This window comes from Psychrosphaera sp. 1_MG-2023 (assembly GCF_030548245.1).
Lineage (GTDB): Bacteria > Pseudomonadota > Gammaproteobacteria > Enterobacterales > Alteromonadaceae > Psychrosphaera > Psychrosphaera algicola.
Window position 1 is genome coordinate 277,844 of the sequence record NZ_JAUORW010000004.1, and the last position, 19,370, is coordinate 297,213.

A 19,370-nucleotide genomic window follows, 5' to 3' on the forward strand; every position below is an offset into this window, starting at 1 on the left:
TGGTTAAGACGTTGGAGGTTCTTCAATTTCGTCTACATTTTCTATATCTTCAGGTAAATAATCAGGATGATTTTTTACTTGGACATTAACCAGCTTTCTTAATAGTCGGTTTGTTTCTTCCAGCTCTGTAACCATTTTATTTATTTTAAAATACCAACAAAAAAATTCTCGAGCCAAAAAGAATACAATGATGGCTATTAAGATACCTAAAATTATTGGGCCATCTTGCTGTGGATCCATACGTACTTCCTTGACTAAATCATTTTCAATTCGAAATTCATTCGTTGTCCGTTAACAAATATTTGAGATTGATCAAGAGCATCCTGTAACGTAATGTCACCATCGTGGAATTTCGTTAGTGATTCTTTACTAGAATAAATCTCAATTATTTCGTTGTTTAAATCTCTAGGGTAAGGGTCAGAAACAAAATTATTTGAGGTGACCAAAATAGCTAAAAACACACCATCAATATCATCTTTGAATGGAGTATTTAATAACCTTTTTGTCATGTCGCTATATTTGGAAAAAACCTCGTTTGATAACCTAGATATTGTTGTTGTTTGAATTGTATTATAACGAGAACCAATCAGATCAATAGATATATATTCCAGCCCTTTTCTCTCTCTAAAACCAAGAGATTTAACCCCCATTGAATAAGGGGTATTGGATGCAATATTTACTAGTTCAGCATGATATTTGGATTGTAGAGGCCTACATTCGACACACTTCAATTCTTCGACAGGTATAACTGCCATCTTAGCAGGCACAGTGTTAGAACTCGTCGCGCCACATCCAGATAACACCAACGCAATAAAAATAATTACTAATTTCATAAATCTTCCTTTTTAGTGAAAGGATAAATATATAACAACAATACTATGCCGGCAATCAAACTGGACGTAAATTGTGCTTAATCTTATTAGCATTTTTACGGCTAAACTTAGTTACATTTTCCATACTATCACCGATACCATAATAATTATTCGTAACTGTAACCGCGTCGTTACTAGATTCTGAGCCTATAACTTTCTTTAAATTATCATTATTGGTTATCTGCCCAGAAGCACCAGGCACAAATAATTCAGGACCCCGTTCACCAACTAAATATGGCAGGCCACCCCGTGTATACCCACCTTTTTCTCGAGCACCAGCTATTTTAGACAAAATAAAAGCCATAAAAGCGGACACCGCTATTGTCGCGCCAATAGCGTTTGTGCCACCTGTTGCCAATGATGTTACACTGGCAGCTGGGGTCATGGTAGATGTAATAACAGCACTTTCCGCAACAGACTCAGCAATTCGCTTAGCTTTAGCGCCTGTGTTAATTGTCTCTTCTGCGGTCGTTGCAAACAGATGCGTTGTGACACGTTGAATTCCCATTTTGATAATATCGGCAATTATAGATGTGGTCGCACTTTTGAAACTTGCTTTCATAGCTTCACTCAGACTTTGATGTTCGACAATCGCCGTTGAAATATTGTTACTCAATTGACCTTGTATGTTGTCATAGGCATTGGTAGTTACATTTTCCCAATTGATAGTCTGCTCTTTAATATGATCTGTTAGAAACTTCCAATCATCTGCGACGGCCTTTGTGGTCACTGAGCTACTTTCTTTCACTGCTTTATTGGCTGTTTCAAAATCATCTTTGAATTGTTTTATTTTTTCTTGCGCTTCTTTTAATGAATTTATGATTCCCGCGAAACTAGTAACACCACTGTACCCAACAGAATCGAAATACCCCTCTAATGCTGACAGTTGGCTACCTAGATTCCCTAATTTTGAAAGCTCTTCAAAATACTGAGAGGTACCTTTGTTTAATCCATTAACATGATTAGACTGCTTTTCATAAGCGTCATTGATATCAATCCAGAGTTCTCGCGCTTTAATTAACTTTTCACGGTTGGAATCCGAAAGCCCAGAAAAAATACCTGTCTTGCTTAATTTTTGAAGGCGCAAAACAACGCCTTCGGTAAACTGAGCCAACGACTCAACCGCTTGAATTGATACAACAACGCCTTCAACTGTCGAAACAGCAATAGTCTTACCTAGGTTAAAAAAACCTCCTCGCGCGGTGGCCGTTTCGTTAATCCAATCCTTGATCCCTTTGGTTATTTCCGTAATCGCCGGAGCTGCAGCAGCAACAGTGCTATCCCACATCGCACCTAATTGGCTGGAAAGTTTTGTTATTTGTTCTTGCGAGCTTTTCACACTATCAAGAACCTCACTGCTGAGCACTAAGCCTAATTGCCTTGCCTCTTTTGCATTGTTAAAAAATTCACCTTTGGAAGTCACCAGCGTATCAAACATCTCAGCAGCGGAATCATTAACTTCATCCAAAAAGAAACGCGCTTCAGATTCAGGAAGCTTATTTATTTCAGTAACAAATTGTTCAAACTGAGACGCTGGATCTAGCTGGGCCCATTCAGCCGCACTCTGATTAGTTCTTTGAAAGAAATCAATCATTGCACCGCCACCAGTTAATGCGGCATCGGTGATTTTGGCATTAAGATCTTTTATTACATCTTTTAAATTATCTGACTCTAACCCGGCGTTTTTAGCCGCATAAGCGTATTCTTGCCACTTTTCTACAGCAACACCTACATTGCTCGCTTCTCTACGCATTTCAACCAACGAGTTTATTGTGCGATTAGATGCATATGCGATAACGGTTGCGGTAGCTGTGGCTGCGGCCCCAACTTTCGCCACCGTAGAAGCAACTACCTTTGCGCCTTGAGTTGCGTTTTTAGTAAATGTTTTAAAGTCTTTTTGAGACGCCTCTAACCCACGACGGAAAGTTGCACTGTTCAAACCTAAAAAGACATTAAGACTTGCGAGCGTTGCCATTGAATAATTCGTCCAAATAAAGTTCTGCTTCGTTATTCGTTGGCTGACGAGGCTGATCCCCAGAAACCATCAAATTTTTAAACAAACAGATTTCAATAAATTCTTTATAACTTAGTGTATTTTCTAGTTCCGAAGGGAGTCTGTTTATCGATAGAGCAAAAGCAATAAAACTTTGCCTTTGCCTATCTTCCTTTAGTTTCCCTCAAGTTCCTTCACATCGTTATCTGTTAAGCCGTTTAACTCAGAGCATTTTGCAAATAACTTATTGATCGGCTCTGCATATAATTCACTTAATGACCCGATATCATCATTCGTGAAAATTTTAGTGCCTGATTCGTCATGTGCGCACGCAATGACAAGTGAAGCTTTTAAGGAAACGTTTTCCGATCGTTTGCCATTCTTACTAAAAGCCAAGCTTTCCCACTCTTCATGTTCTTTAATGGTCAATGGCTTAATGAAAACGTCAACGTTCCACGCTTTGACATGAACCTTATCCATTGTTGGAGTCGGTTGGGATAATATTTTATCGCGTAAATTCATCGTCATTCACTTATGTTGTTGTGTTTATACCGTTATCTTTGTTCACACCACCCAAGGCAATGATCTGCATTGGCGTGTTTTTGCTTGGCTGGCCATAAGTCCATCCCGCAAATTGAACTGTAATATCCCACTGCTTGCCATTTGGAAGTATGATTTGACAATCTCGCTCCTCCTGAGATTCACATACTGATTTTAGTTCAATCTGGCCTGCATCATCAGCTTCGGCTCTAAACTTAAAATTACGTTCGCCACCATCTTTAAAAGAGCTAGCTCCGTATTTTTCTTCAGTGTCAGATAGTGTCCCAGCTTTAACTAATTGGCCTTTCGAACCAACTTCGCCATCGACATCGTCAAAGCCTTTTACTTCTATAAATGTTGGTGTTTCTCCACCATCACTAATTTTAAAAATTGTACCGTCTGGCATTTCCATAAAATTACCCCTTTGAATAATAGATCGTAAATTTGTTAATAATTCTTACAACGCTAGGCGTTGAATTGATGTCATCAACTGAACTATCTAGCTCAATCAATGCGATTTTAATACCGTCTCTCTCACCTGACACTTGCTCCAAGTGGTTTTCAAGTTCACTACTAAGCTTCAAGGCGGTTAAGTAACTCGATGAAATTACATTCAATTGAACGTTCGCAATGCGGTCCTTTGTTGTATTTAACGCTGTTGAAAACTTGCGGTCAGAGATCAGCCTATAACTAATACCAGGTGTTGTAGAGATACTCGGTAATACAGAAACATGCATTCCACCGGGGAATTTTGTTTTGAAATCAATTAGCTCTTTAACAGCTGTAACTAACGCTTCTTGAATCATTTGATCGCCCTTTGAATAGATGCAGCCAATACCGATTTCGCAATTGACACCACTTCATCATTGTTTTCTTCAAGGCTGGGCTGAAGTATTGGCTTAGGTTCGAATCCCGGGTGCATTAGGACAAAATCAACTCTACTTCCATCTGCCCGCCTAGCATTCGGGTTTAATATGTGTGGCTCAACACCAAACTCAAGCCAATAAGCTTTATACGCGCTAGCCTTGCCAAATCCGACCTTAGCTCCAACATCAAACACCTGCTTGTTTTTTTTGTCGGTGGTGACACGTACCTTTACGTCATTGACCAATGCGCCTGTATCTATCAAACCTTGATTAGAAATTCTAGCTTCAACATCCCGTTTTATAGGTTTACTAGCTTCACGAACAGCCTTACGTAGAACTCGGTTTTGTACTGCTAAATTCAAATTTTCCAAGGCTGTTTCAAGGTTTTTGAGGCCTTCGACATCAAAATCAAACTTCATGGAGTTTTGCTCTAAAGGTCACATACCTTTTTCGAAATCCTGGTGAAGGTACAGGCCCCAAGTTGTAAATTTGACTACACCATCTGACATGGCTAATTTGCCGCAGTTTAGTGTTAAATCTGCAGGTTATTTCTATAACGACGTTTTTTAACTCAGTTCCACCGGACTCTTCATGTTCAGACTGAATAATTTTCACTTTTGCTCGAGTATTACCAACTGGTAATAAATCTAACGAATCACCCAAGGAACTTTCGTAGGTTTTGTACTGTAGTAGCTCCAATTTTTCTTTAAGCTGATCGATCATTAGACGTTTATCAACCGATAAGAATCTAGTAAATACTGCAGGTTTGGAACAGATTTAACCGTCATTTCACTAGATATAGAAGGATATTCGTAAAAGTGCGTCAGAAACAACTTAATTGCATGAATTATGTCTTCTGACGCTACTATTCCAGTTTCGTCATCAGCTGCGGCCAACACTTCACTATCTGCATAAATTTTTCGATTTATGTAGTTTTGAACTGCCGATTGAGCAACTGGGATCAAGGTCAATATTCTAGATTCGTCACTATCATCGTCTTCCATCAACAAATGCTGTTTTGCCGCTTCAAGTGTGATCATTTGATACTAACCCTTAACTTTCTTTTCTAACGCAGCCACTTTTTTTACAAGCTTGCTGTTTTCATCTTGAGATGCTTTCAGTGCAGCTTCTAAATCTGCGTTAGCGCCTGCCAATACTTTAATTTGTTCAATTAACTCCGGACTTTCATCTTTGCTTTGAACATCAACTTTAATTGCCTTAATTTCACCTTCCAGCGCTTCTTTCGCTTTAGCTGAATTGATCACGCCTTGCGGCAATTCGTCATATTCACCGGCTTTAAAAGTTTCAACGGTAAAACCATTCACTGAATACGTAATATCTTTCGTTAACTTACCCATTTTACTCACCTAATAAAAAGCCCAGCACTAGGCTGGGCTTGTTAATAAAACCTTAAAATAAATGCTTATTCTGCAGCTTTTACTTTTAAGAATTTAATGGCTTGCGTATCCGTTGCCATACCACCAGTACGACGAGTTGTGTAGAACTGGACGTTTGGTTTGTTGGTATACGGGTCACGCAACATACGAGTGCCGATGCGGTCAACGATAGTATAGCCACGGCGGAAATCACCGAATGCTAACGCGTTTGCATTATCTGCAACAGCAGGCATATCTTCATTTTCAGCGATCGGACGACCAAGTAATAATGACGGTTGATCAGCTTGCAAGCCCGGTTGCCATAAATAATTTTCTTGATCGTCTTTCAGCATTCGTGCGGCCAAAACCGTTTGGCTATTCGTCATCCATGATGAAGTGCGGCGGTATGCTTGCTTCAATGAGTAAACTAACTTGATTAAGTCGTCACCATCAAACGTGCTGGCTGTTGCAGACTCTACATATTGGAAACTTCCAAAAGCGCGAGCACTATCGGCTTCTGCAGTCATTGTGTACGCCATTAAACCTTTTGGCTTGCCCGAACCATCACCAGTCAAGAACGCTAAACCTTCTTTTTCTGCAAATTCACGAGCTATTTCTTCTTGTAACCATGTTTCAACATTGAAATAGATGTCATCAAGAGATTTCTGAGTAGCTGCTGGGTTAGCGTAAATTTCACCCATAAACGCTGCGATTGATGCTAATGTTGGCGCATCGGTTTTTGGACGCGCATCGTCTTCACCAACCCAACCAGAAGCTGCACCACCAAGGTTAACTAGACGCTTGTATTCGTCTGAACCAACCATTATTGATGAGCATAATTGGCGCATTGGAGACATATCACGTTCCAATTGTAGAATATTTCGATCCAGCTCTTCCGGTACTGCAAAACCACCGTCAGAGTCAGTGCCAACATTAACATCTTTGGTTTCTAACTCAGTTGAGTCGCCTTTTCGGACGAACTTACCGAATGCTGATTTATACTCTTCTTGATCTTGAGAAGTAGAACCAGGGCGGTTTTGCTTTTTCATTAAATCTTCAAGATTCGATTTAATATTGTCGAATTCGCTTAGCTTTTCGTTAAGCGTTTCAACTGAACCGGCCAATGCACCTTTTTCTGATTCGATAGCGTTTAAGCGCTGATCATTTTTTTTCGTGAACTCGTCGAACGTGCCTTTCAGCTCCTGTGCGACCAGGTCGATATCTTTCTTTTCTAAAGCCATGGTAATAACCTATTTTTTAAATATTGATTTTAAAGACTCGAGAGAATCCCGAACCTCGTCTTCGTTTTCTTCTGCGTCGCGCAGAGCCTTATAACCGTCCGCCATAAAAGCTTTAGATTGTTTGCGTGAAAAACCTACGTCGCGCAGGCACTTCTCAACTAGGCTTGGTTGAGGCAGTTCGTCGCTCATTAGCGCCGATTTTACATCTGAAATTCTTGCTTCTTCATTTGCAGGGAAAGTAACAAGTGATATTTCCCATAAGTCGATTTCTTTTAGTAACCAACCGCCTTTCTCTTTGTCATATTCATAATCTTCGAGAACATAGCCAATTGATAAACCAGTTATTGAACCGGCTTTTAAGTGGGCGTGAGCACGTTTAGCAAGTGGATCATCTTCTATGAGCAAGCGCCCCTTAACAAAAAGACCAGTCTCGTCTTCTTTCATCTCAGTATAAATGCCAATTGGCTCATCCATTTTGTGCTGCCAAAGCATGGCTGGAAGTGTTTCTTTTTCAGAATGAGATTTCAGTGACTTTTCAAACGCGCCTTTTACAACGATATCGCTGTATGAATCTTTATTACCGAAAATGGAACCATACCCTTCAAATTCGCCTGTTTCAGACACAGATTTAATTTTGAATGGAATATCGAGTCTACTTTTCGTTTTCATTGTCTTCTTCCTGCGGTTTACCATTAATTGCCATATTTAATGGCGTTAGGAATATGTCACCACCTTCGCGTGGATTCATGTCTTCTTTGGCACGTATTTCGTTCGGTGACATAGCACCGTTCTGTAACATTTTGGTGTAAAAATCAGCTCGAGCTTTCATGTCGCCGCGTAATAATGCATTGGCGTTAAACTTGGCGAATAGCGTTTTACGTTCGTCTTTTGTTAGAAGTTGGAGTCGAACACGGTTTTCAATTCGTGTTAGCAACGGCATTAATGAATCTGTTACAAACTCAAGACCTTGATGCTCAATATTAGAGAAAGTGGCCTTTTCTAAATCACCGATTTTGTGGGGCGGTACTCGAAACAATCCGCAAATGTCACTGCGTTGAAATTTTCGGGTTTCTAGGTACTGAGCGTCTTGCGGTGTAACTGCAACACTCACCCAATCCAACCCCCCTTCTAAGATCAACGGTTTGAATGAATTTTCAGTACCTTCTTTTTCAGTAAGACTGCTTTTTAACCTGTTGTACTGATCATCGCTTAACGTTTTTTCAGTTTTGAACCCACCACTTGGCTGTGCTCCATTTTTGAACAAGGCGGAACCATGGATTTCAGTCGCTTTTGCAAGCCCAATTGTATGTCGACCTTGGGCGATTGGGCTTAAACCAGTAACGCCGTCTATAGTCATTAGCTTGACGTGGAAAATTTCATTTGGGCCAAGCGTTTGAACAGTTCCATTTGCAAAATTGACCTTATATTCGACTTCGGCACCCCCTAACAATTTTGGAGTAACAGCACCTGGTGCTAATGGCAATAACTCAGCAATTCGACCACCAACACGGTTTATATATGAATAATGATTTCCCCGAAGGCAAAGATGCGCAACGATGAGTTCTTTGAACTCTTGGGCGGTCATGTAGTCATTTGGTGCCGTATAAAGTATTTCAAAAAGTGCGTGATCCGTGGCTTTTACTTTTGTATCGTTTACTTCTCGCATCAGAGAAATTGGCAACATTCCTACTGATTCGGCCAGAACTTTTATGCACTGATAAACCGTTGCAATTTGAAGCGCATTACCTGGTGTTATTTCAATACCTGAACTTGTGTCATACCAAGCACCCAAAACATTCGCTAACTTTTCAGGTGTATCGATGATTTCAGCATCTTTTTTAAAAAATTTTGAGAATAAACCCATTAAAGTCTTCTAATCATTGGTTGGTGAATGTCATCTTGCTGAGTAAGCCAGCGATTAACTGCCATAAACAAAGCGACCATTCCGTCAATTTTGTTGTCGGGATGCTCTTTGTTTGGAAAATAGTTTTCGTTTCTGTCGAGTTTCACGACAATGTTTGAGGCCATCCAGTCCATCATCGGGTTCTTGTCTTTTCGAAGTGTTCCCGCTATTACACGAGCTTCAACTTCTTTCATAGCTTCCGATAAATTTTTGACTGTCTGAGGAATTTCGACCATCGGCGCCCCTTCCTCTTCCAATTTTATTGAAAGCTGAGTGGAACCCCATGGATCAAACCCAACTGCTTTAACTTGAAAATCATCCAGCATTTGGCGAATGTCATACTCGATGTAATCGTGATCAATGATGTCGCCCTCAGTAAGAGTTAGATATCCTTGATCAGACCACGTCTGATATAAGTTCCCAATGGTGCGTGACTTCGTATAAATCGTATTTTCAGGTAAGTAAAACTTGCAAAACACGTGAACAAACTCTTCATCAGGGAATGCTGCAACAACAGCTGCGACATCAAGTTTGTTTGCAAGGTCCAATCCGATAAAACACGGCAATGTTTTAAGGTGATCTAGATCTTCTCTGAATTGCAACGCATCCCATTTGGCCATGTCCAGCCATGCAGTTTCAGCGTTTACCCAAACATTAAGATGTTTAGTTAGAAAGTTGTTCCGAGCCGCAGGCATTTCCTGCGCTTTCTTGGCTAACCGTTGAAGGTCATCAAGTTTTTTAGAACGCCCCAAGTTGGGATTTGCTTTAATCCAACAACGCTCATCAAATGGATCGTCGTCTTCATCTATCGTAAATATGATCCCAAAGTAGGTGTCATCATCGACAACCTTATCTAAGATCTTCGTTACATATTCGCGTTGTTCATAACCAACGCCTTGCTTATTAAAGCCAGCAGTTGTAATTGCTAAAATGAGAGGTTGTTCACGGGCACCGGTTGCTGTTTCAACAACGTCCCATACTTCACGGTTTTTGTGAGCGTGTACTTCATCGAGAATGGCACAATGTACGTTCAAACCATCTAATGTTTGAGCGTCACTAGATAGCGGCTCGAACTTAGATGCTGATTTTTCATGATGAATATTAAGTTTGTGAACTCCGAACACTCGTTTTAACGGTGCGGACTTCTTGATCATGTTCTGCGCGTCACCAAAGACAATTCTTGCTTGGTCGCGAGTGGTTCCAGCGCTATATACTTCGGCACCACCTTCCAGATCAAACGCTGTCATAAACAACGCTATGCCAGAACAAAACGTAGATTTTGAGTTTTTCCGAGCAACTTCTATGTAAGCTGTTCTAAATCTTCTGCGTCCATTCTTATCAACCCAACCGAATAGGTTAATGAGAATAAACGCTTCCCAATCTGATAATTCGTAAGGTTCGCCGGCTAATCGGCCCTTAACGTGACGAATAAAATCAGGAAAAAATTCAAGAATTCGATTTGCTTTATCAACATCGAATATCCAATCATCTTTGCCAAGATCATCAATAAACCGTTGGCAAGCAGCACGAACCCATTTACATGCAACAACTTCCCCTGCTAATACGTCATCTGCGTATTGACAGGCCGACTCTAACGTCGCCATTAGACACCGTATTTATCTAGTGGATCGTCACCTTCGTCTTTATCTTCAGTTTGAAGTTTGGCGCGAGCGCTAGGCGTTAAACCAAATTCGGTTAAGTAACTCCTGAACAGACTTTCTGCCTTTTCTAATTGCGACACTTCAGGATACGCTTTAACAACTTCATCGCCTTGAGTACTCAACGTAATGTATGTCGTTTTGCCGTAGCCCTTAATCACTTTTTGCAAGTCGCGAATACGTGCATAAATTGAAACAAGTATTTCTAAAGCGTATTCGTCAGCTAATGTTAGAACGCCCATATCATCAAGACGTTGACATAATTTCTTCCATGCTGTTTTTGCTTTTGCATCAATATGTGAAGGGCATTTTGGAACCCCTCGTTTCGGCTTCGGCTCTTTGATATTGATCGGGCGTTTGCCAGGGTTCCCCTTCACCAGTTTCAACGCTGTCGGCGTAGGTTTTGGGGTTGCCATAATGTTTCCAAAAAAAAGTTTCGAAGTTGCGGACGTGTAAATTAAACTTAGGCGGCGGTACTTTAGCAAAAGGCTCTAGAGATTTTGACCGCCCCTCCCATGGGATTCAGTAGCAGTTTTGCGCAAGTGGCAGCAATCACAGATGCTTTGCAAGTTACTTTGATCATCTGTTCCACCATGTTCTTTAGGAACGATGTGGTCGACCTGAGTTGCCGCTGTGGTTCGCCCGTTATTTCTGCAGACAACACACAAACCTTTGTCTCTTCTCAACGCATCGCGACGATCAATTTCCCATCTGCGACCATAACCACGTTGATGCCTATTACCTTTTAATTTCTCGTTATTAAACCAACCAGACTCATCTTTGTGTAATTCACAAAAGCCCTGCCACTTTCGTTCGCGTACTACCGCTGAACAATTGTGTTTTCGACATGCCTTACCTGGTCTTGACGGCATCTGTATACATCGCTTTCACAATTGCGGCTGTCACTTTATCTATGTCGGGGACTTGTCCCGTCGCATACGCAACAAACTGTAATGTGCGTAAGTAAGGCTTGAGCCACCATCTGAATTTGATTGTGATAGTAGCTTTAGCCATGCTAGACGCCAGCCAATCCAAACAATAGAACGATTGCGTCGATAGCCTCAGGCGGTAACGTCACACCAGCTGCACCTGCAATAACTGCAACAAGAAGGGCCTTGCCTTTTTTGGTTTTAATGAATGCTTTGATAGATTCCATGATTAAATACTCACTTACTTTGATTGTGATATGACGTGTTATTAGTGATAACAAGAAACTCATCGTTGATTAGTGAGCATTACTTTCAGCTCATCCAGAGTTTTCTCAATGCGAATGAGGTGGTCTTTGAGATCTTCTTTCGTGACATACTCACGCGCAACCATGAACTGATGAGCGTTCAGCTCCTGTTCGACTGCTAATGATTTGTTAAATGCTTTTTCTGAGCGTTGAAATAGAAAATAGATGAGCGGCAGCAGTACTACACTGACAAAAGAAAATAATGTTTTGAGAAATTCAAAATCCATTACGACCACTCACCTGACTGCATTTGTAACGCCAATTGCTCAGCACGAGCCCCAACCTGTCTAGCCCATTTACTATTCAACATCTCATGTGCTGCAACACTGTAAAGATGCTTATCAAATGCGCTTAGCATCTTTTTAAATCGTAATAGTCCAGTAATACCAATATTAAATGCCATGTTGATTATCACAGCTTGGCGTGGGCCATTATGCCCATCTAACTTAATTGCTCGCTTAACCGCTGATTGAATGTTTTTAATGTCGTTCACCAATAGCAGCTCTGCTTCTGATTCAGTGATTGGATTAGCATCTAGATTTCGGCCGTAACCGATTGTAGTTTTACCCGACGTGCAAAGATAAGGAACGCCGCGAAACCCTTCATGTTCTTTAAGTTGTTCTGTTAAGTTCATTATCATTGTTAAGCACCGGAAATAAAAAACCCCAACATATAGTCGGGGTTTTAGCACGATAGTAGAATGAGGCTGACTTATGAATTAACAGGTTGCCAATCTGAACTAATCCCTGCCCAACGGCCATATGCGGGATACGTTTCAATCACATATTCCCAATAAAAAAGCCCAGTGCAATGACTGGGCTAAAACAACTACATAGGGAAGAGGAACCAAGGTGAGCGACCTTTAATCGCAAAAATCGACACCCTACATGAAAAATACTACTGTATGTCCGTACAGCATGCAAGTGTTAATTATATTAACTGTATAAAAACTCCATATAACACAAGCGTTATAGGAAAAACTACTGTATAAAAAAGGTCAATATCCTACAACACGTAAGACATACGCCATTGATTTGTTTGTAAAAAACTATATAAAAAATATATAGCGTTTATACATTTAATTTTAAATTATATTGAAAATATACTTATAAACGGCTTGATTTCAGCTATATTTAGATTACTATCGCGCGGCAATTAACTAGCACAATTATAAGGATGTATGTGACTACAACAGTATGTGACTTAGAGAACGGTATTATTACTGCGGACACAAGGTGGTCAGCAATATTTCCCTTAAATGATGGAAATGAGCTCATTTTGTATTGTGATGATACAACTTTCGACAAGATATGTATTGTTGGTAAGGCAGCTTTGCTAACTGCTGGCGATGGTACATTAATAGCAAAATGGAAGGAGTGGTGGATGAACGATCGAAACCCTACAACCAGACCGATAACTGATAATGCATTAGGTGAAAATGCAGTTAATTTAGCAATAGTAGATTTAGTCAATAATGATGTGATTTTTGATGCAGGGCAAAAGAATGCACTCTTTTGCCTTCAAACTAATGTCATTAAAGCCTTCGCGGCAGGGTCTGGTGGAATTCATGCTGCGAGTCACCTGCTGAACACGGGGTGCGCAATAAGTGCGGTTAAAGAGGCTTCAAAAGAAGATTATTACACTGGTTCCGAAGTTAAGTTTTTAAACTTTGATACTACACAGAATAATTTGGAGCCAGCAACGTATGATTATGGAAAAATAGTTAACGGATTAATAAAGAGAGGAAGAGTCATGACAAAACAAGCAAATACACCAACCGACGTTGGTTTAAAAGTTCAAGACCATCCACTTTACAGCGATATGAAAAAAGCACTGAAAACCGGACAGGCGATAGCTTCTGCTCCAGTTCCTGGGCTATCCCGATTTAAGTGGACGAATGATACTGAAAAGAAATTTACTGAAGCAATGGATAGAGTAGCAGAGCTAACATAATACTCGCGTATGAAAAGCACCTTAATTGGTGCTTTTTAGTTATTTAATAAATCCTTTGCGCCACCAAATATCCCTCTAATTTAGCAGCAGATATATCGACTAATTGTTTAATGTAGTTAGGGGACCAATGTCTATTATTCGGTAACTTTAGCTCAACACATATGTTTGCGCGCTTATTGTATAGCTTGGTCAGGTCACGCAGAGAACGTCCATATTGAAAACGGTCTTCATATATTTGCAGCAACTGCTTATCTTTATGAAATAACGTAGCAATTGCTTTATCTACTGCAAATAAAGTCTCGTCATCGATTGGGGGTAATGTTCCGCCCTTCTTTACAACAAAAGGTTGAATTGAATAACAACCGGCTTCGGACTTTGCATTACAACTGACAGCCCAACGGCCCCAGGCGAACAATAGTTCTTCAATTGGCTGCGACGTATCAATCTGCATTATTCGATTTCCCTTTAACAACAACACCACTGCGAACACCAATACATTTACCGTTTCTATAAGTCCAAATTTGTTTTGTCTTCATGGCCGCAGCTCCTGTTGATTAAACTTAAATTTTGTACGCTATCGATAATTCTATTAATTTCTGGGTGAACTCTGCTTCTGGTGTAAACACATAGAGTCGTTCCCAATCGTCTACGTTAATAACCTCCCCCAATTTCCTTTCCAGTTCGTCAGTGTCCGTTTTCGCGTATGGTTCAATATTAACGACGACACGACCATTTTTAATAACCGGTTTCTTAACAGAACGTATGTCGACGATCTGAGTGTCGTCGACATACACACCAGCATGTTGCATTGCATCCAGTAGTGACTTGTTAATATTGTCTAGATCGCGCTTTCGGTTATCTGGCACGAACGCTAATATTGATACTTTAATGGGCCCTTCGATTTTTTTATCTAACCGCTTACTGAGTACTTCAATTCGAACATCATTGCGATATTTACGACCAGGTGCCTTAATAAATTTACGCCCACCAACGGCGTTGCCGTAATAATGATTTACAGTTGGCGGGTAAGGGAGATTCAATGTAATCATTATTTTTTCACTCTGAGTAAATCGAGCTCAAGAAATATTGCGCGGGTACGTTCCGCAGCTTCATAACCAAACAATCTTAATTCTTGGTTGCTGAATCGACTTTGTATCTGCCCGTCCAAAACTCCATGGCAATCGCTACAACCATGCGCTGATTCGATGTCATGCGCTTTCATACCCATGCCTGAGTTTTTACCCACATGAGCCAATACCGTTGTATCGGTGTCATAATTACAAACACCAGGTATTCTAATCTGGCACTCACGGCCCCGAGCGCTCTCGCGTAATTTTTTACTAACAACCCGCAATTTACCGCCCGGCTTCTGTTCCTGCGCCACCCATTTCTCGTCTGGTTGATTCATCAAACGAGCAACGACGACAGGTACACGATTACCAGATAGTAGTGTTCTAGCGACTTGAACATAATCTTCATCAACAACGACTGTTAATGATAACGGTCCACCAGCTAATTTATCGATTTCACTTACGGTACCGGCAATTAGATTCTCAGCCATCGATTACGCTGCCTTTTCTTGAAGACGCATTAAGTCCGTCTTGATATCAATTAAAACTGAACTGATAGACGGGTCGAGTAGATCAGATAAACGGTCAATGACATTACATTTCATGTCAAACCAATCGACTGGCTGAATGTCGACCGGCTCCATGGCCAGTTGCATTTCCAAGTCAGATAGCGCCGTTTTAATAGCTGAGTTAAACCCACTCGTAGGTTCTACGACCGTCTCGACTAAACCTGTGAAATTTGGGTCAGTGCCTTTGACAGGAACGACTTCACTTTTCCAGTTTTTCAAAAATGTTTCACCTTTGCCGGTTAGCGAATAGTGTTTTTTAACTTTTTTGATGAAGCCATGATTAATCAAATAACCGATATCATGCATCGTGTTTGCAGGGTTATCAGAATATTCGATATTGATCTCGTCAATATCGACAGGCGCTTTTTCTTCAACGAGTGATAGTAATAATATTTCGTGTGGCTGTAACTTTTCCACTAGATTTGTCCTTCTGCGATTGTTTCGGTTAGCGTGTCGATGTAACTGGTCACCAAGTTACGAGCGTTTTGGGGGTTTTTCCTCAGATCGGGCCCTGTTTCGCGGATAACATCGATGATATCCGGAGTTTTCTGCAGTAAAATCTTCATCGTTGCTCGGTGGCGCGCTCGTTCTTGTTGAGTGTATTGCCGGTTATTTACCTTTGGGTTTTCTATCTCTCGCTCTACACGGGCCAATGATTCAACCATTTGCTGCAATGATTTTGGGTCTGGACAGTATTTTCCCTTTAACGCTTGTTCGATGGCATGTTTGATTTGCGAGGCAACGTACCCACGTCCCGCGAATGCTGCTGCGTAATCTCCAAGGATGACGTCTTTGCCAAAACGATCGATATTCGTTGTGAAGCTAGCCCATTTCAAACAGAACTGGCGGTACATGTGTTCTTCAAGAAACTTAATTTTTTGCTGTGTCGAAGTTAATTGGCTCATGATTAAAACTCCATGTTTGGATCAAAGTGAGTTTCAGCAACTGGCTGAAAATCCGATACTAGACACGATTGGCGGTCTTGGTTCTGTGGTTCGAATATTCCTTGCCAACCTAGCTTAATCGAGTACTCAACCAACTTGGTTGCGCAGTAGCCCTTCTCGGTGAGTTTCTCCAAATCGGAAATGATGAGTTCTTGAGCTCGGTTCGTCATCGGTTTACGTAATTTCTTTCGATGCTCTAAGAAATCTTTCCAAAGGTTTTTATCGACCCAATTCGGCAAAACGAACTTGTTCGGTTTTGCTTTAGGTTCTATGGGTGGTTCTATGGTTGGTTCTAATGACTGGTTCTGGATCCCGTTTTCGGGATCATTCAAAATACCGTTTTCGGGATCATTCAAAGTACCGAAATTGGGATCATTCAAAATACCGTTTTCGGTAATCTTCCCGTTTTTGGGAACATTACCAATTTCGGGATCATTAGCCTTGCTTGAAATAGTACCGTTTTCGGTAACATTCCCAATTTTGGTATTATTACCGTTTTTGGGATCATTAGACTGGATATTTAAACGCCATACTTTAACCCGACGTGTCGGCCCTTTACGTTCGCTCGTGTCATTGATCAAACCACGCTTAGACAACTCAGCTAAACCACTCTGAACCGTCTTAGCGTTTAAGCTCGTGTCCTTTACTAAGCGCTGTATACTGGGGAAGCAGTTATGTATTTCATCAGCTCTGTCTGCCAAAGCCAATAGCAGTAGCTTTAAGCTTGCTGGCTTAATGTTTAAACCCCATGCCCAATCGTTTGCTTTTCTACTCATTGCTTTCCCCAGTATTGACAATTAATTGATTGTGTTTCATTATTTCACCTACGATATTGAACCCGTTAGAGTTGCCGCTCTTTGATACGGGTTTTTTATTGTTTGCGGCTTGGGGTTATTCCTACGCCGCGCTTAAACTCTTAATCTAAATAACCTTCATTCATATCTTTATCTCACTTTCTATTTTCTTATGTTGATAACAAGCTTGTTCCCCAGCCGCAGGGAGTAACAAATCGTTACCCCTGTTTGTGTTACCGTCTATTTGAGTGTGCTCACTGCTATGACTAAAAAAATAACTAATGAGAAAAACGAACGCAGTTAGCATCGGAAACCAAATAAGTCTCCACACATCTCGGCTACACCAAGCATCAACAAATGTTTCCAAATTAAAATACTTCATACGTTCCTTAACCTTGCCCAACTGTCCGGAGTTTCCGGATAGTTCAATTCATTCGGCTGGTGACTGATAAAGCCTAGTGCGCTGCTAAACCCTCTTGTAAACAACACAGGACTTATTAACTGCCTATGCCAATCACCATGCGAATAAACTGTTCCCCACTCTGCGCTGGCGGGGCCGCGAACTTAGTCTTAATTTTTTTGCGACTTCGGCTAATACAAAATTAATTTTTAATAAATGAAATTTCTAAAATTTGTATTGCGGAAACCCAAACAGTGCCCAAAACACTGCGGGTTCGTGTCAAAATTAACGTTACTGGCCCGTGTTGGTGGGTCTGTTCCACAAAGCGGGATATCATCAGATAGTGTTTTAGCGCAAAGCGCTGTATCTGATAATATGAACGGTTGTTCCTGGTATGAGTTTGTAATGCTAATTGCGAGATCAGCAATGCTTTCATCGATCGCAACCAGAACGAGTATCAGTAACCCTGTAATAACGATTCTACGTCTCATTCTGTCACCTCGAACCGAACTTGAGTGATCACATCAGCACAATGAATTTGACGTCCATATATTTCAGATAAAGCGACTCTAAGGCTCTCTAACGAATTAAAACCATCATCCCGAGCATCGTCATTACTTAATGAACCAAAACGCAACTGACGAACTTCTGTTATCTCCACCAGCAATTTAGAAGCTCGCTTATCAAACAGAAACGCAGCAATACCAATTTTGAAGGGTTTCTGACCTAAACGAACGGTCGTCGTCTTCTGGCCAGCTACGATTTGCCCTTCGTAACGCTTGTCGAAATTAATAGCTGACATTTTCATATTTTCGTTCACTAGTTCAATACCCCTGTATAAATCCACACATACTCAACTGCGTATTTAAAAAATTTGTTTTCTTCATAATTGCAAAGAAGAAAAACAAGTAAGGAACTAAGGGACATGCTCACCGTAGAGATCTGGACGCAATTCTTGACGAGGAACACCCAAAAGGTTCTCGAGCTCAACAATACGAGAAGCAGGGATTTTCTTATTTTTCCATTTACCGATTGCTTGCTCTGTAATACCAAGAGCTTCTGCTAGCTGTTTTTGTGTTCCACCAGCTGCATCTACACAAGTTTTAAATTCGGGTGTCATTACATCCTCCAAAAATTGGAAACCAATATAAACCATTAGTTTATTTATTGTAAACCAGTTTATGTAGTAAATTCTAAACCTTAGGTTTATGGTGCTGATATGAAAGAAAATTCAATTACGGACAGACTGTGGTCATCAATGGAAACCAAAGGGGTTTCTAAAGCTGAAATTGCTCGAGCTGTGGGCATTTCACCTCAAGGGGTGGGTAAGTGGTTTAAAACCAACTCTATAAGCCGAAAATCACTGGAGCTTTGTTCAGAACATCTAGGTGTTTCCCTTACATGGTTATTAACAGGCAAAGATATAGCTCCAAACGTAAGCGCCGCATTGGAATCGAATGCAGAATACGCGGGGACTTTTGACCCGTGGGATAGTAAAACACCACTAAGCGAGGATGATGTCGAAGTGCCTTTTTACACGGAAGTAGAATTATCAGCCGGGAATGGCTCAGTTGTTCAATTGCAAAATGACGGTCCCAAATTAAGATTTTCTAGAAACACACTCAAAAGGCAAGGCGTAGAAATAGCGAACGCGGCTTGCGTTACCGTTCGTGGCAATTCCATGGAACCGGTTATTCCTGATGGCGCTACCGTTGGAATCGATACATCCAAAACTGAAGTAAAAGATGGCGATATGTACGCTATATCGTGGGACGGTGAGTTGTATGTCAAAACATTGACTCGGAAACCAGGTGGTGGTTTAAGAATTAGGAGTTTCAATATCGACGAGTACCCAGATGAAACGCTATCGAAAGAAGATGCGGCTGAGATAAATATTATTGGTCGAGTATTCTGGTACTCGGTATTGATGTAATTTCTTTATTTAGACTAGGATGTA

At 40.8% G+C, this 19,370-nt stretch carries 30 protein-coding genes; 2 read left to right on the forward strand and 28 right to left on the reverse strand.

The window, feature by feature from the left end:
- Window positions 1-3: 3 nt before the first annotated feature.
- From Q4575_RS05330 to Q4575_RS05415, 19 genes are all read right to left on the reverse strand, one after another.
- A complete protein-coding gene (locus tag Q4575_RS05330; protein WP_303521591.1) occupies window positions 4-240 on the reverse strand; it encodes a hypothetical protein in 237 nt (78 codons plus the stop codon).
- A 14-nt stretch (window positions 241-254) separates the two neighbouring features.
- The gene (locus tag Q4575_RS05335; protein WP_303521592.1) at window positions 255-833 is read right to left on the reverse strand and encodes a hypothetical protein; all 579 of its coding nucleotides are present in this window, start codon (window positions 831-833) and stop codon (window positions 255-257) included.
- Window positions 834-888: 55 nt separating this feature from the next.
- Window positions 889-2,847 (reverse strand): hypothetical protein, encoded by a 1,959-nt coding sequence (locus Q4575_RS05340; protein ID WP_303521593.1) that lies wholly within the window; start codon window positions 2,845-2,847, stop codon window positions 889-891.
- Between the two features lie 192 nt (window positions 2,848-3,039).
- Window positions 3,040-3,387, reverse strand: a complete 348-nt coding sequence (locus Q4575_RS05345) for a hypothetical protein (RefSeq protein WP_303521594.1) — start codon at window positions 3,385-3,387, stop codon at window positions 3,040-3,042.
- Between the two features lie 10 nt (window positions 3,388-3,397).
- Window positions 3,398-3,817: a hypothetical protein gene (locus Q4575_RS05350; protein ID WP_303521595.1), complete on the reverse strand. Its 420-nt coding sequence runs from the start codon at window positions 3,815-3,817 to the stop codon at window positions 3,398-3,400.
- 4 nt (window positions 3,818-3,821) lie between these two features.
- Window positions 3,822-4,211: a hypothetical protein gene (locus Q4575_RS05355; protein ID WP_303521597.1), complete on the reverse strand. Its 390-nt coding sequence runs from the start codon at window positions 4,209-4,211 to the stop codon at window positions 3,822-3,824.
- Window positions 4,208-4,690 carry an HK97-gp10 family putative phage morphogenesis protein gene (locus Q4575_RS05360; protein WP_303521598.1) on the reverse strand — a complete coding sequence of 161 codons (483 nt, stop codon included), beginning with the start codon at window positions 4,688-4,690 and terminating at the stop codon, window positions 4,208-4,210. Before Q4575_RS05360 ends, Q4575_RS05355 begins: the two co-directional genes overlap by 4 nt.
- On the reverse strand, window positions 4,680-4,994 hold the full coding sequence (locus Q4575_RS19805; protein ID WP_368392780.1) for a head-tail adaptor protein: 315 nt from the start codon (window positions 4,992-4,994) through the stop codon (window positions 4,680-4,682). Before Q4575_RS19805 ends, Q4575_RS05360 begins: the two co-directional genes overlap by 11 nt.
- Window positions 4,994-5,311 (reverse strand): head-tail connector protein, encoded by a 318-nt coding sequence (locus tag Q4575_RS05365; RefSeq protein WP_303521599.1) that lies wholly within the window; start codon window positions 5,309-5,311, stop codon window positions 4,994-4,996. The genes Q4575_RS19805 and Q4575_RS05365 overlap by 1 nt, the downstream gene beginning before the upstream one ends.
- Window positions 5,312-5,317: 6 nt before the next feature.
- Window positions 5,318-5,629: a hypothetical protein gene (locus tag Q4575_RS05370; protein ID WP_303521600.1), complete on the reverse strand. Its 312-nt coding sequence runs from the start codon at window positions 5,627-5,629 to the stop codon at window positions 5,318-5,320.
- 65 nt (window positions 5,630-5,694) lie between these two features.
- Window positions 5,695-6,888, reverse strand: a complete 1,194-nt coding sequence (locus tag Q4575_RS05375) for a phage major capsid protein (RefSeq protein ID WP_303521601.1) — start codon at window positions 6,886-6,888, stop codon at window positions 5,695-5,697.
- 9 nt (window positions 6,889-6,897) lie between these two features.
- Entirely contained in the window at window positions 6,898-7,557 is a 660-nt protein-coding gene (locus tag Q4575_RS05380; RefSeq protein WP_303521602.1) for an HK97 family phage prohead protease, read from the reverse strand.
- Complete coding sequence (locus Q4575_RS05385) at window positions 7,541-8,752, reverse strand: phage portal protein (protein ID WP_303521603.1); 1,212 nt, start codon at window positions 8,750-8,752, stop codon at window positions 7,541-7,543. Before Q4575_RS05385 ends, Q4575_RS05380 begins: the two co-directional genes overlap by 17 nt.
- Window positions 8,752-10,395: a terminase large subunit gene (locus tag Q4575_RS05390; RefSeq protein WP_303521604.1), complete on the reverse strand. Its 1,644-nt coding sequence runs from the start codon at window positions 10,393-10,395 to the stop codon at window positions 8,752-8,754. Before Q4575_RS05390 ends, Q4575_RS05385 begins: the two co-directional genes overlap by 1 nt.
- Complete coding sequence (locus Q4575_RS05395; protein WP_303521605.1) at window positions 10,395-10,865, reverse strand: phage terminase small subunit P27 family; 471 nt, start codon at window positions 10,863-10,865, stop codon at window positions 10,395-10,397. The genes Q4575_RS05390 and Q4575_RS05395 overlap by 1 nt, the downstream gene beginning before the upstream one ends.
- 75 nt (window positions 10,866-10,940) lie before the next feature.
- A complete protein-coding gene (locus Q4575_RS05400; protein WP_303521606.1) occupies window positions 10,941-11,321 on the reverse strand; it encodes an HNH endonuclease in 381 nt (126 codons plus the stop codon).
- Window positions 11,322-11,464: 143 nt separating this feature from the next.
- Window positions 11,465-11,605: a hypothetical protein gene (locus Q4575_RS05405; protein ID WP_303521609.1), complete on the reverse strand. Its 141-nt coding sequence runs from the start codon at window positions 11,603-11,605 to the stop codon at window positions 11,465-11,467.
- Between the two features lie 59 nt (window positions 11,606-11,664).
- Entirely contained in the window at window positions 11,665-11,910 is a 246-nt protein-coding gene (locus Q4575_RS05410) for a hypothetical protein (protein ID WP_303521610.1), read from the reverse strand.
- Window positions 11,910-12,323, reverse strand: a complete 414-nt coding sequence (locus Q4575_RS05415; protein WP_303521611.1) for a glycoside hydrolase family protein — start codon at window positions 12,321-12,323, stop codon at window positions 11,910-11,912. Before Q4575_RS05415 ends, Q4575_RS05410 begins: the two co-directional genes overlap by 1 nt.
- A 542-nt stretch (window positions 12,324-12,865) precedes the next feature.
- On the opposite strand from Q4575_RS05415, the gene Q4575_RS05420 reads away from it, so the two are divergent.
- Complete coding sequence (locus tag Q4575_RS05420; RefSeq protein WP_303521612.1) at window positions 12,866-13,636, forward strand: hypothetical protein; 771 nt, start codon at window positions 12,866-12,868, stop codon at window positions 13,634-13,636.
- 43 nt (window positions 13,637-13,679) lie between these two features.
- Here the strand turns inward: Q4575_RS05420 and Q4575_RS05425 are convergent, their stop codons facing one another.
- From Q4575_RS05425 to Q4575_RS05465, 9 genes are all read right to left on the reverse strand, one after another.
- Window positions 13,680-14,087 (reverse strand): hypothetical protein, encoded by a 408-nt coding sequence (locus Q4575_RS05425; protein ID WP_303521613.1) that lies wholly within the window; start codon window positions 14,085-14,087, stop codon window positions 13,680-13,682.
- A gap of 109 nt (window positions 14,088-14,196) precedes the next feature.
- The gene (locus tag Q4575_RS05430) at window positions 14,197-14,685 is read right to left on the reverse strand and encodes a RusA family crossover junction endodeoxyribonuclease (RefSeq protein ID WP_303521614.1); all 489 of its coding nucleotides are present in this window, start codon (window positions 14,683-14,685) and stop codon (window positions 14,197-14,199) included.
- Window positions 14,685-15,197 carry a nuclease domain-containing protein gene (locus Q4575_RS05435; protein ID WP_303521615.1) on the reverse strand — a complete coding sequence of 171 codons (513 nt, stop codon included), beginning with the start codon at window positions 15,195-15,197 and terminating at the stop codon, window positions 14,685-14,687. Before Q4575_RS05435 ends, Q4575_RS05430 begins: the two co-directional genes overlap by 1 nt.
- 3 nt (window positions 15,198-15,200) lie before the next feature.
- Window positions 15,201-15,692, reverse strand: coding sequence for a hypothetical protein (locus tag Q4575_RS05440; protein WP_303521616.1), 492 nt, complete (start codon window positions 15,690-15,692; stop codon window positions 15,201-15,203).
- On the reverse strand, window positions 15,692-16,180 hold the full coding sequence (locus Q4575_RS05445) for a hypothetical protein (RefSeq protein WP_303521617.1): 489 nt from the start codon (window positions 16,178-16,180) through the stop codon (window positions 15,692-15,694). The genes Q4575_RS05440 and Q4575_RS05445 overlap by 1 nt, the downstream gene beginning before the upstream one ends.
- A 2-nt stretch (window positions 16,181-16,182) precedes the next feature.
- A complete protein-coding gene (locus Q4575_RS05450) occupies window positions 16,183-16,995 on the reverse strand; it encodes a helix-turn-helix domain-containing protein (protein WP_303521618.1) in 813 nt (270 codons plus the stop codon).
- Between the two features lie 627 nt (window positions 16,996-17,622).
- Complete coding sequence (locus Q4575_RS05455) at window positions 17,623-17,904, reverse strand: hypothetical protein (RefSeq protein ID WP_303521619.1); 282 nt, start codon at window positions 17,902-17,904, stop codon at window positions 17,623-17,625.
- Window positions 17,901-18,233, reverse strand: coding sequence for an ASCH domain-containing protein (locus tag Q4575_RS05460; protein ID WP_303521620.1), 333 nt, complete (start codon window positions 18,231-18,233; stop codon window positions 17,901-17,903). Before Q4575_RS05460 ends, Q4575_RS05455 begins: the two co-directional genes overlap by 4 nt.
- 96 nt (window positions 18,234-18,329) lie before the next feature.
- The gene (locus Q4575_RS05465) at window positions 18,330-18,533 is read right to left on the reverse strand and encodes a YdaS family helix-turn-helix protein (RefSeq protein ID WP_303521621.1); all 204 of its coding nucleotides are present in this window, start codon (window positions 18,531-18,533) and stop codon (window positions 18,330-18,332) included.
- 99 nt (window positions 18,534-18,632) lie between these two features.
- Here Q4575_RS05465 and Q4575_RS05470 point away from each other — a divergent pair, with 99 nt between their 5' ends.
- A complete protein-coding gene (locus Q4575_RS05470; protein WP_303521622.1) occupies window positions 18,633-19,346 on the forward strand; it encodes a S24 family peptidase in 714 nt (237 codons plus the stop codon).
- Window positions 19,347-19,370: the final 24 nt, after the last annotated feature.

What these genes read in the sequence shown, in the direction of transcription:
- Q4575_RS05330 (WP_303521591.1), bottom strand. Translation starts at nt 240, where the DNA reads ATGGATCCACAGCAAGATGGCCCAATAATTTTAGGTATCTTAATAGCC.
- Q4575_RS05335 (WP_303521592.1), bottom strand. Translation starts at nt 833, where the DNA reads ATGAAATTAGTAATTATTTTTATTGCGTTGGTGTTATCTGGATGTGGC.
- Q4575_RS05340 (WP_303521593.1), bottom strand. Translation starts at nt 2,847, where the DNA reads ATGGCAACGCTCGCAAGTCTTAATGTCTTTTTAGGTTTGAACAGTGCA.
- Q4575_RS05345 (WP_303521594.1), bottom strand. Translation starts at nt 3,387, where the DNA reads ATGAATTTACGCGATAAAATATTATCCCAACCGACTCCAACAATGGAT.
- Q4575_RS05350 (WP_303521595.1), bottom strand. Translation starts at nt 3,817, where the DNA reads ATGGAAATGCCAGACGGTACAATTTTTAAAATTAGTGATGGTGGAGAA.
- Q4575_RS05355 (WP_303521597.1), bottom strand. Translation starts at nt 4,211, where the DNA reads ATGATTCAAGAAGCGTTAGTTACAGCTGTTAAAGAGCTAATTGATTTC.
- Q4575_RS05360 (WP_303521598.1), bottom strand. Translation starts at nt 4,690, where the DNA reads ATGAAGTTTGATTTTGATGTCGAAGGCCTCAAAAACCTTGAAACAGCC.
- Q4575_RS19805 (WP_368392780.1), bottom strand. Translation starts at nt 4,994, where the DNA reads ATGATCGATCAGCTTAAAGAAAAATTGGAGCTACTACAGTACAAAACC.
- Q4575_RS05365 (WP_303521599.1), bottom strand. Translation starts at nt 5,311, where the DNA reads ATGATCACACTTGAAGCGGCAAAACAGCATTTGTTGATGGAAGACGAT.
- Q4575_RS05370 (WP_303521600.1), bottom strand. Translation starts at nt 5,629, where the DNA reads ATGGGTAAGTTAACGAAAGATATTACGTATTCAGTGAATGGTTTTACC.
- Q4575_RS05375 (WP_303521601.1), bottom strand. Translation starts at nt 6,888, where the DNA reads ATGGCTTTAGAAAAGAAAGATATCGACCTGGTCGCACAGGAGCTGAAA.
- Q4575_RS05380 (WP_303521602.1), bottom strand. Translation starts at nt 7,557, where the DNA reads ATGAAAACGAAAAGTAGACTCGATATTCCATTCAAAATTAAATCTGTG.
- Q4575_RS05385 (WP_303521603.1), bottom strand. Translation starts at nt 8,752, where the DNA reads ATGGGTTTATTCTCAAAATTTTTTAAAAAAGATGCTGAAATCATCGAT.
- Q4575_RS05390 (WP_303521604.1), bottom strand. Translation starts at nt 10,395, where the DNA reads ATGGCGACGTTAGAGTCGGCCTGTCAATACGCAGATGACGTATTAGCA.
- Q4575_RS05395 (WP_303521605.1), bottom strand. Translation starts at nt 10,865, where the DNA reads ATGGCAACCCCAAAACCTACGCCGACAGCGTTGAAACTGGTGAAGGGG.
- Q4575_RS05400 (WP_303521606.1), bottom strand. Translation starts at nt 11,321, where the DNA reads ATGCCGTCAAGACCAGGTAAGGCATGTCGAAAACACAATTGTTCAGCG.
- Q4575_RS05405 (WP_303521609.1), bottom strand. Translation starts at nt 11,605, where the DNA reads ATGGAATCTATCAAAGCATTCATTAAAACCAAAAAAGGCAAGGCCCTT.
- Q4575_RS05410 (WP_303521610.1), bottom strand. Translation starts at nt 11,910, where the DNA reads ATGGATTTTGAATTTCTCAAAACATTATTTTCTTTTGTCAGTGTAGTA.
- Q4575_RS05415 (WP_303521611.1), bottom strand. Translation starts at nt 12,323, where the DNA reads ATGATAATGAACTTAACAGAACAACTTAAAGAACATGAAGGGTTTCGC.
- Q4575_RS05425 (WP_303521613.1), bottom strand. Translation starts at nt 14,087, where the DNA reads ATGCAGATTGATACGTCGCAGCCAATTGAAGAACTATTGTTCGCCTGG.
- Q4575_RS05430 (WP_303521614.1), bottom strand. Translation starts at nt 14,685, where the DNA reads ATGATTACATTGAATCTCCCTTACCCGCCAACTGTAAATCATTATTAC.
- Q4575_RS05435 (WP_303521615.1), bottom strand. Translation starts at nt 15,197, where the DNA reads ATGGCTGAGAATCTAATTGCCGGTACCGTAAGTGAAATCGATAAATTA.
- Q4575_RS05445 (WP_303521617.1), bottom strand. Translation starts at nt 16,180, where the DNA reads ATGAGCCAATTAACTTCGACACAGCAAAAAATTAAGTTTCTTGAAGAA.
- Q4575_RS05450 (WP_303521618.1), bottom strand. Translation starts at nt 16,995, where the DNA reads ATGAGTAGAAAAGCAAACGATTGGGCATGGGGTTTAAACATTAAGCCA.
- Q4575_RS05455 (WP_303521619.1), bottom strand. Translation starts at nt 17,904, where the DNA reads ATGAGACGTAGAATCGTTATTACAGGGTTACTGATACTCGTTCTGGTT.
- Q4575_RS05465 (WP_303521621.1), bottom strand. Translation starts at nt 18,533, where the DNA reads ATGACACCCGAATTTAAAACTTGTGTAGATGCAGCTGGTGGAACACAA.
- Q4575_RS05470 (WP_303521622.1), top strand. Translation starts at nt 18,633, where the DNA reads ATGAAAGAAAATTCAATTACGGACAGACTGTGGTCATCAATGGAAACC.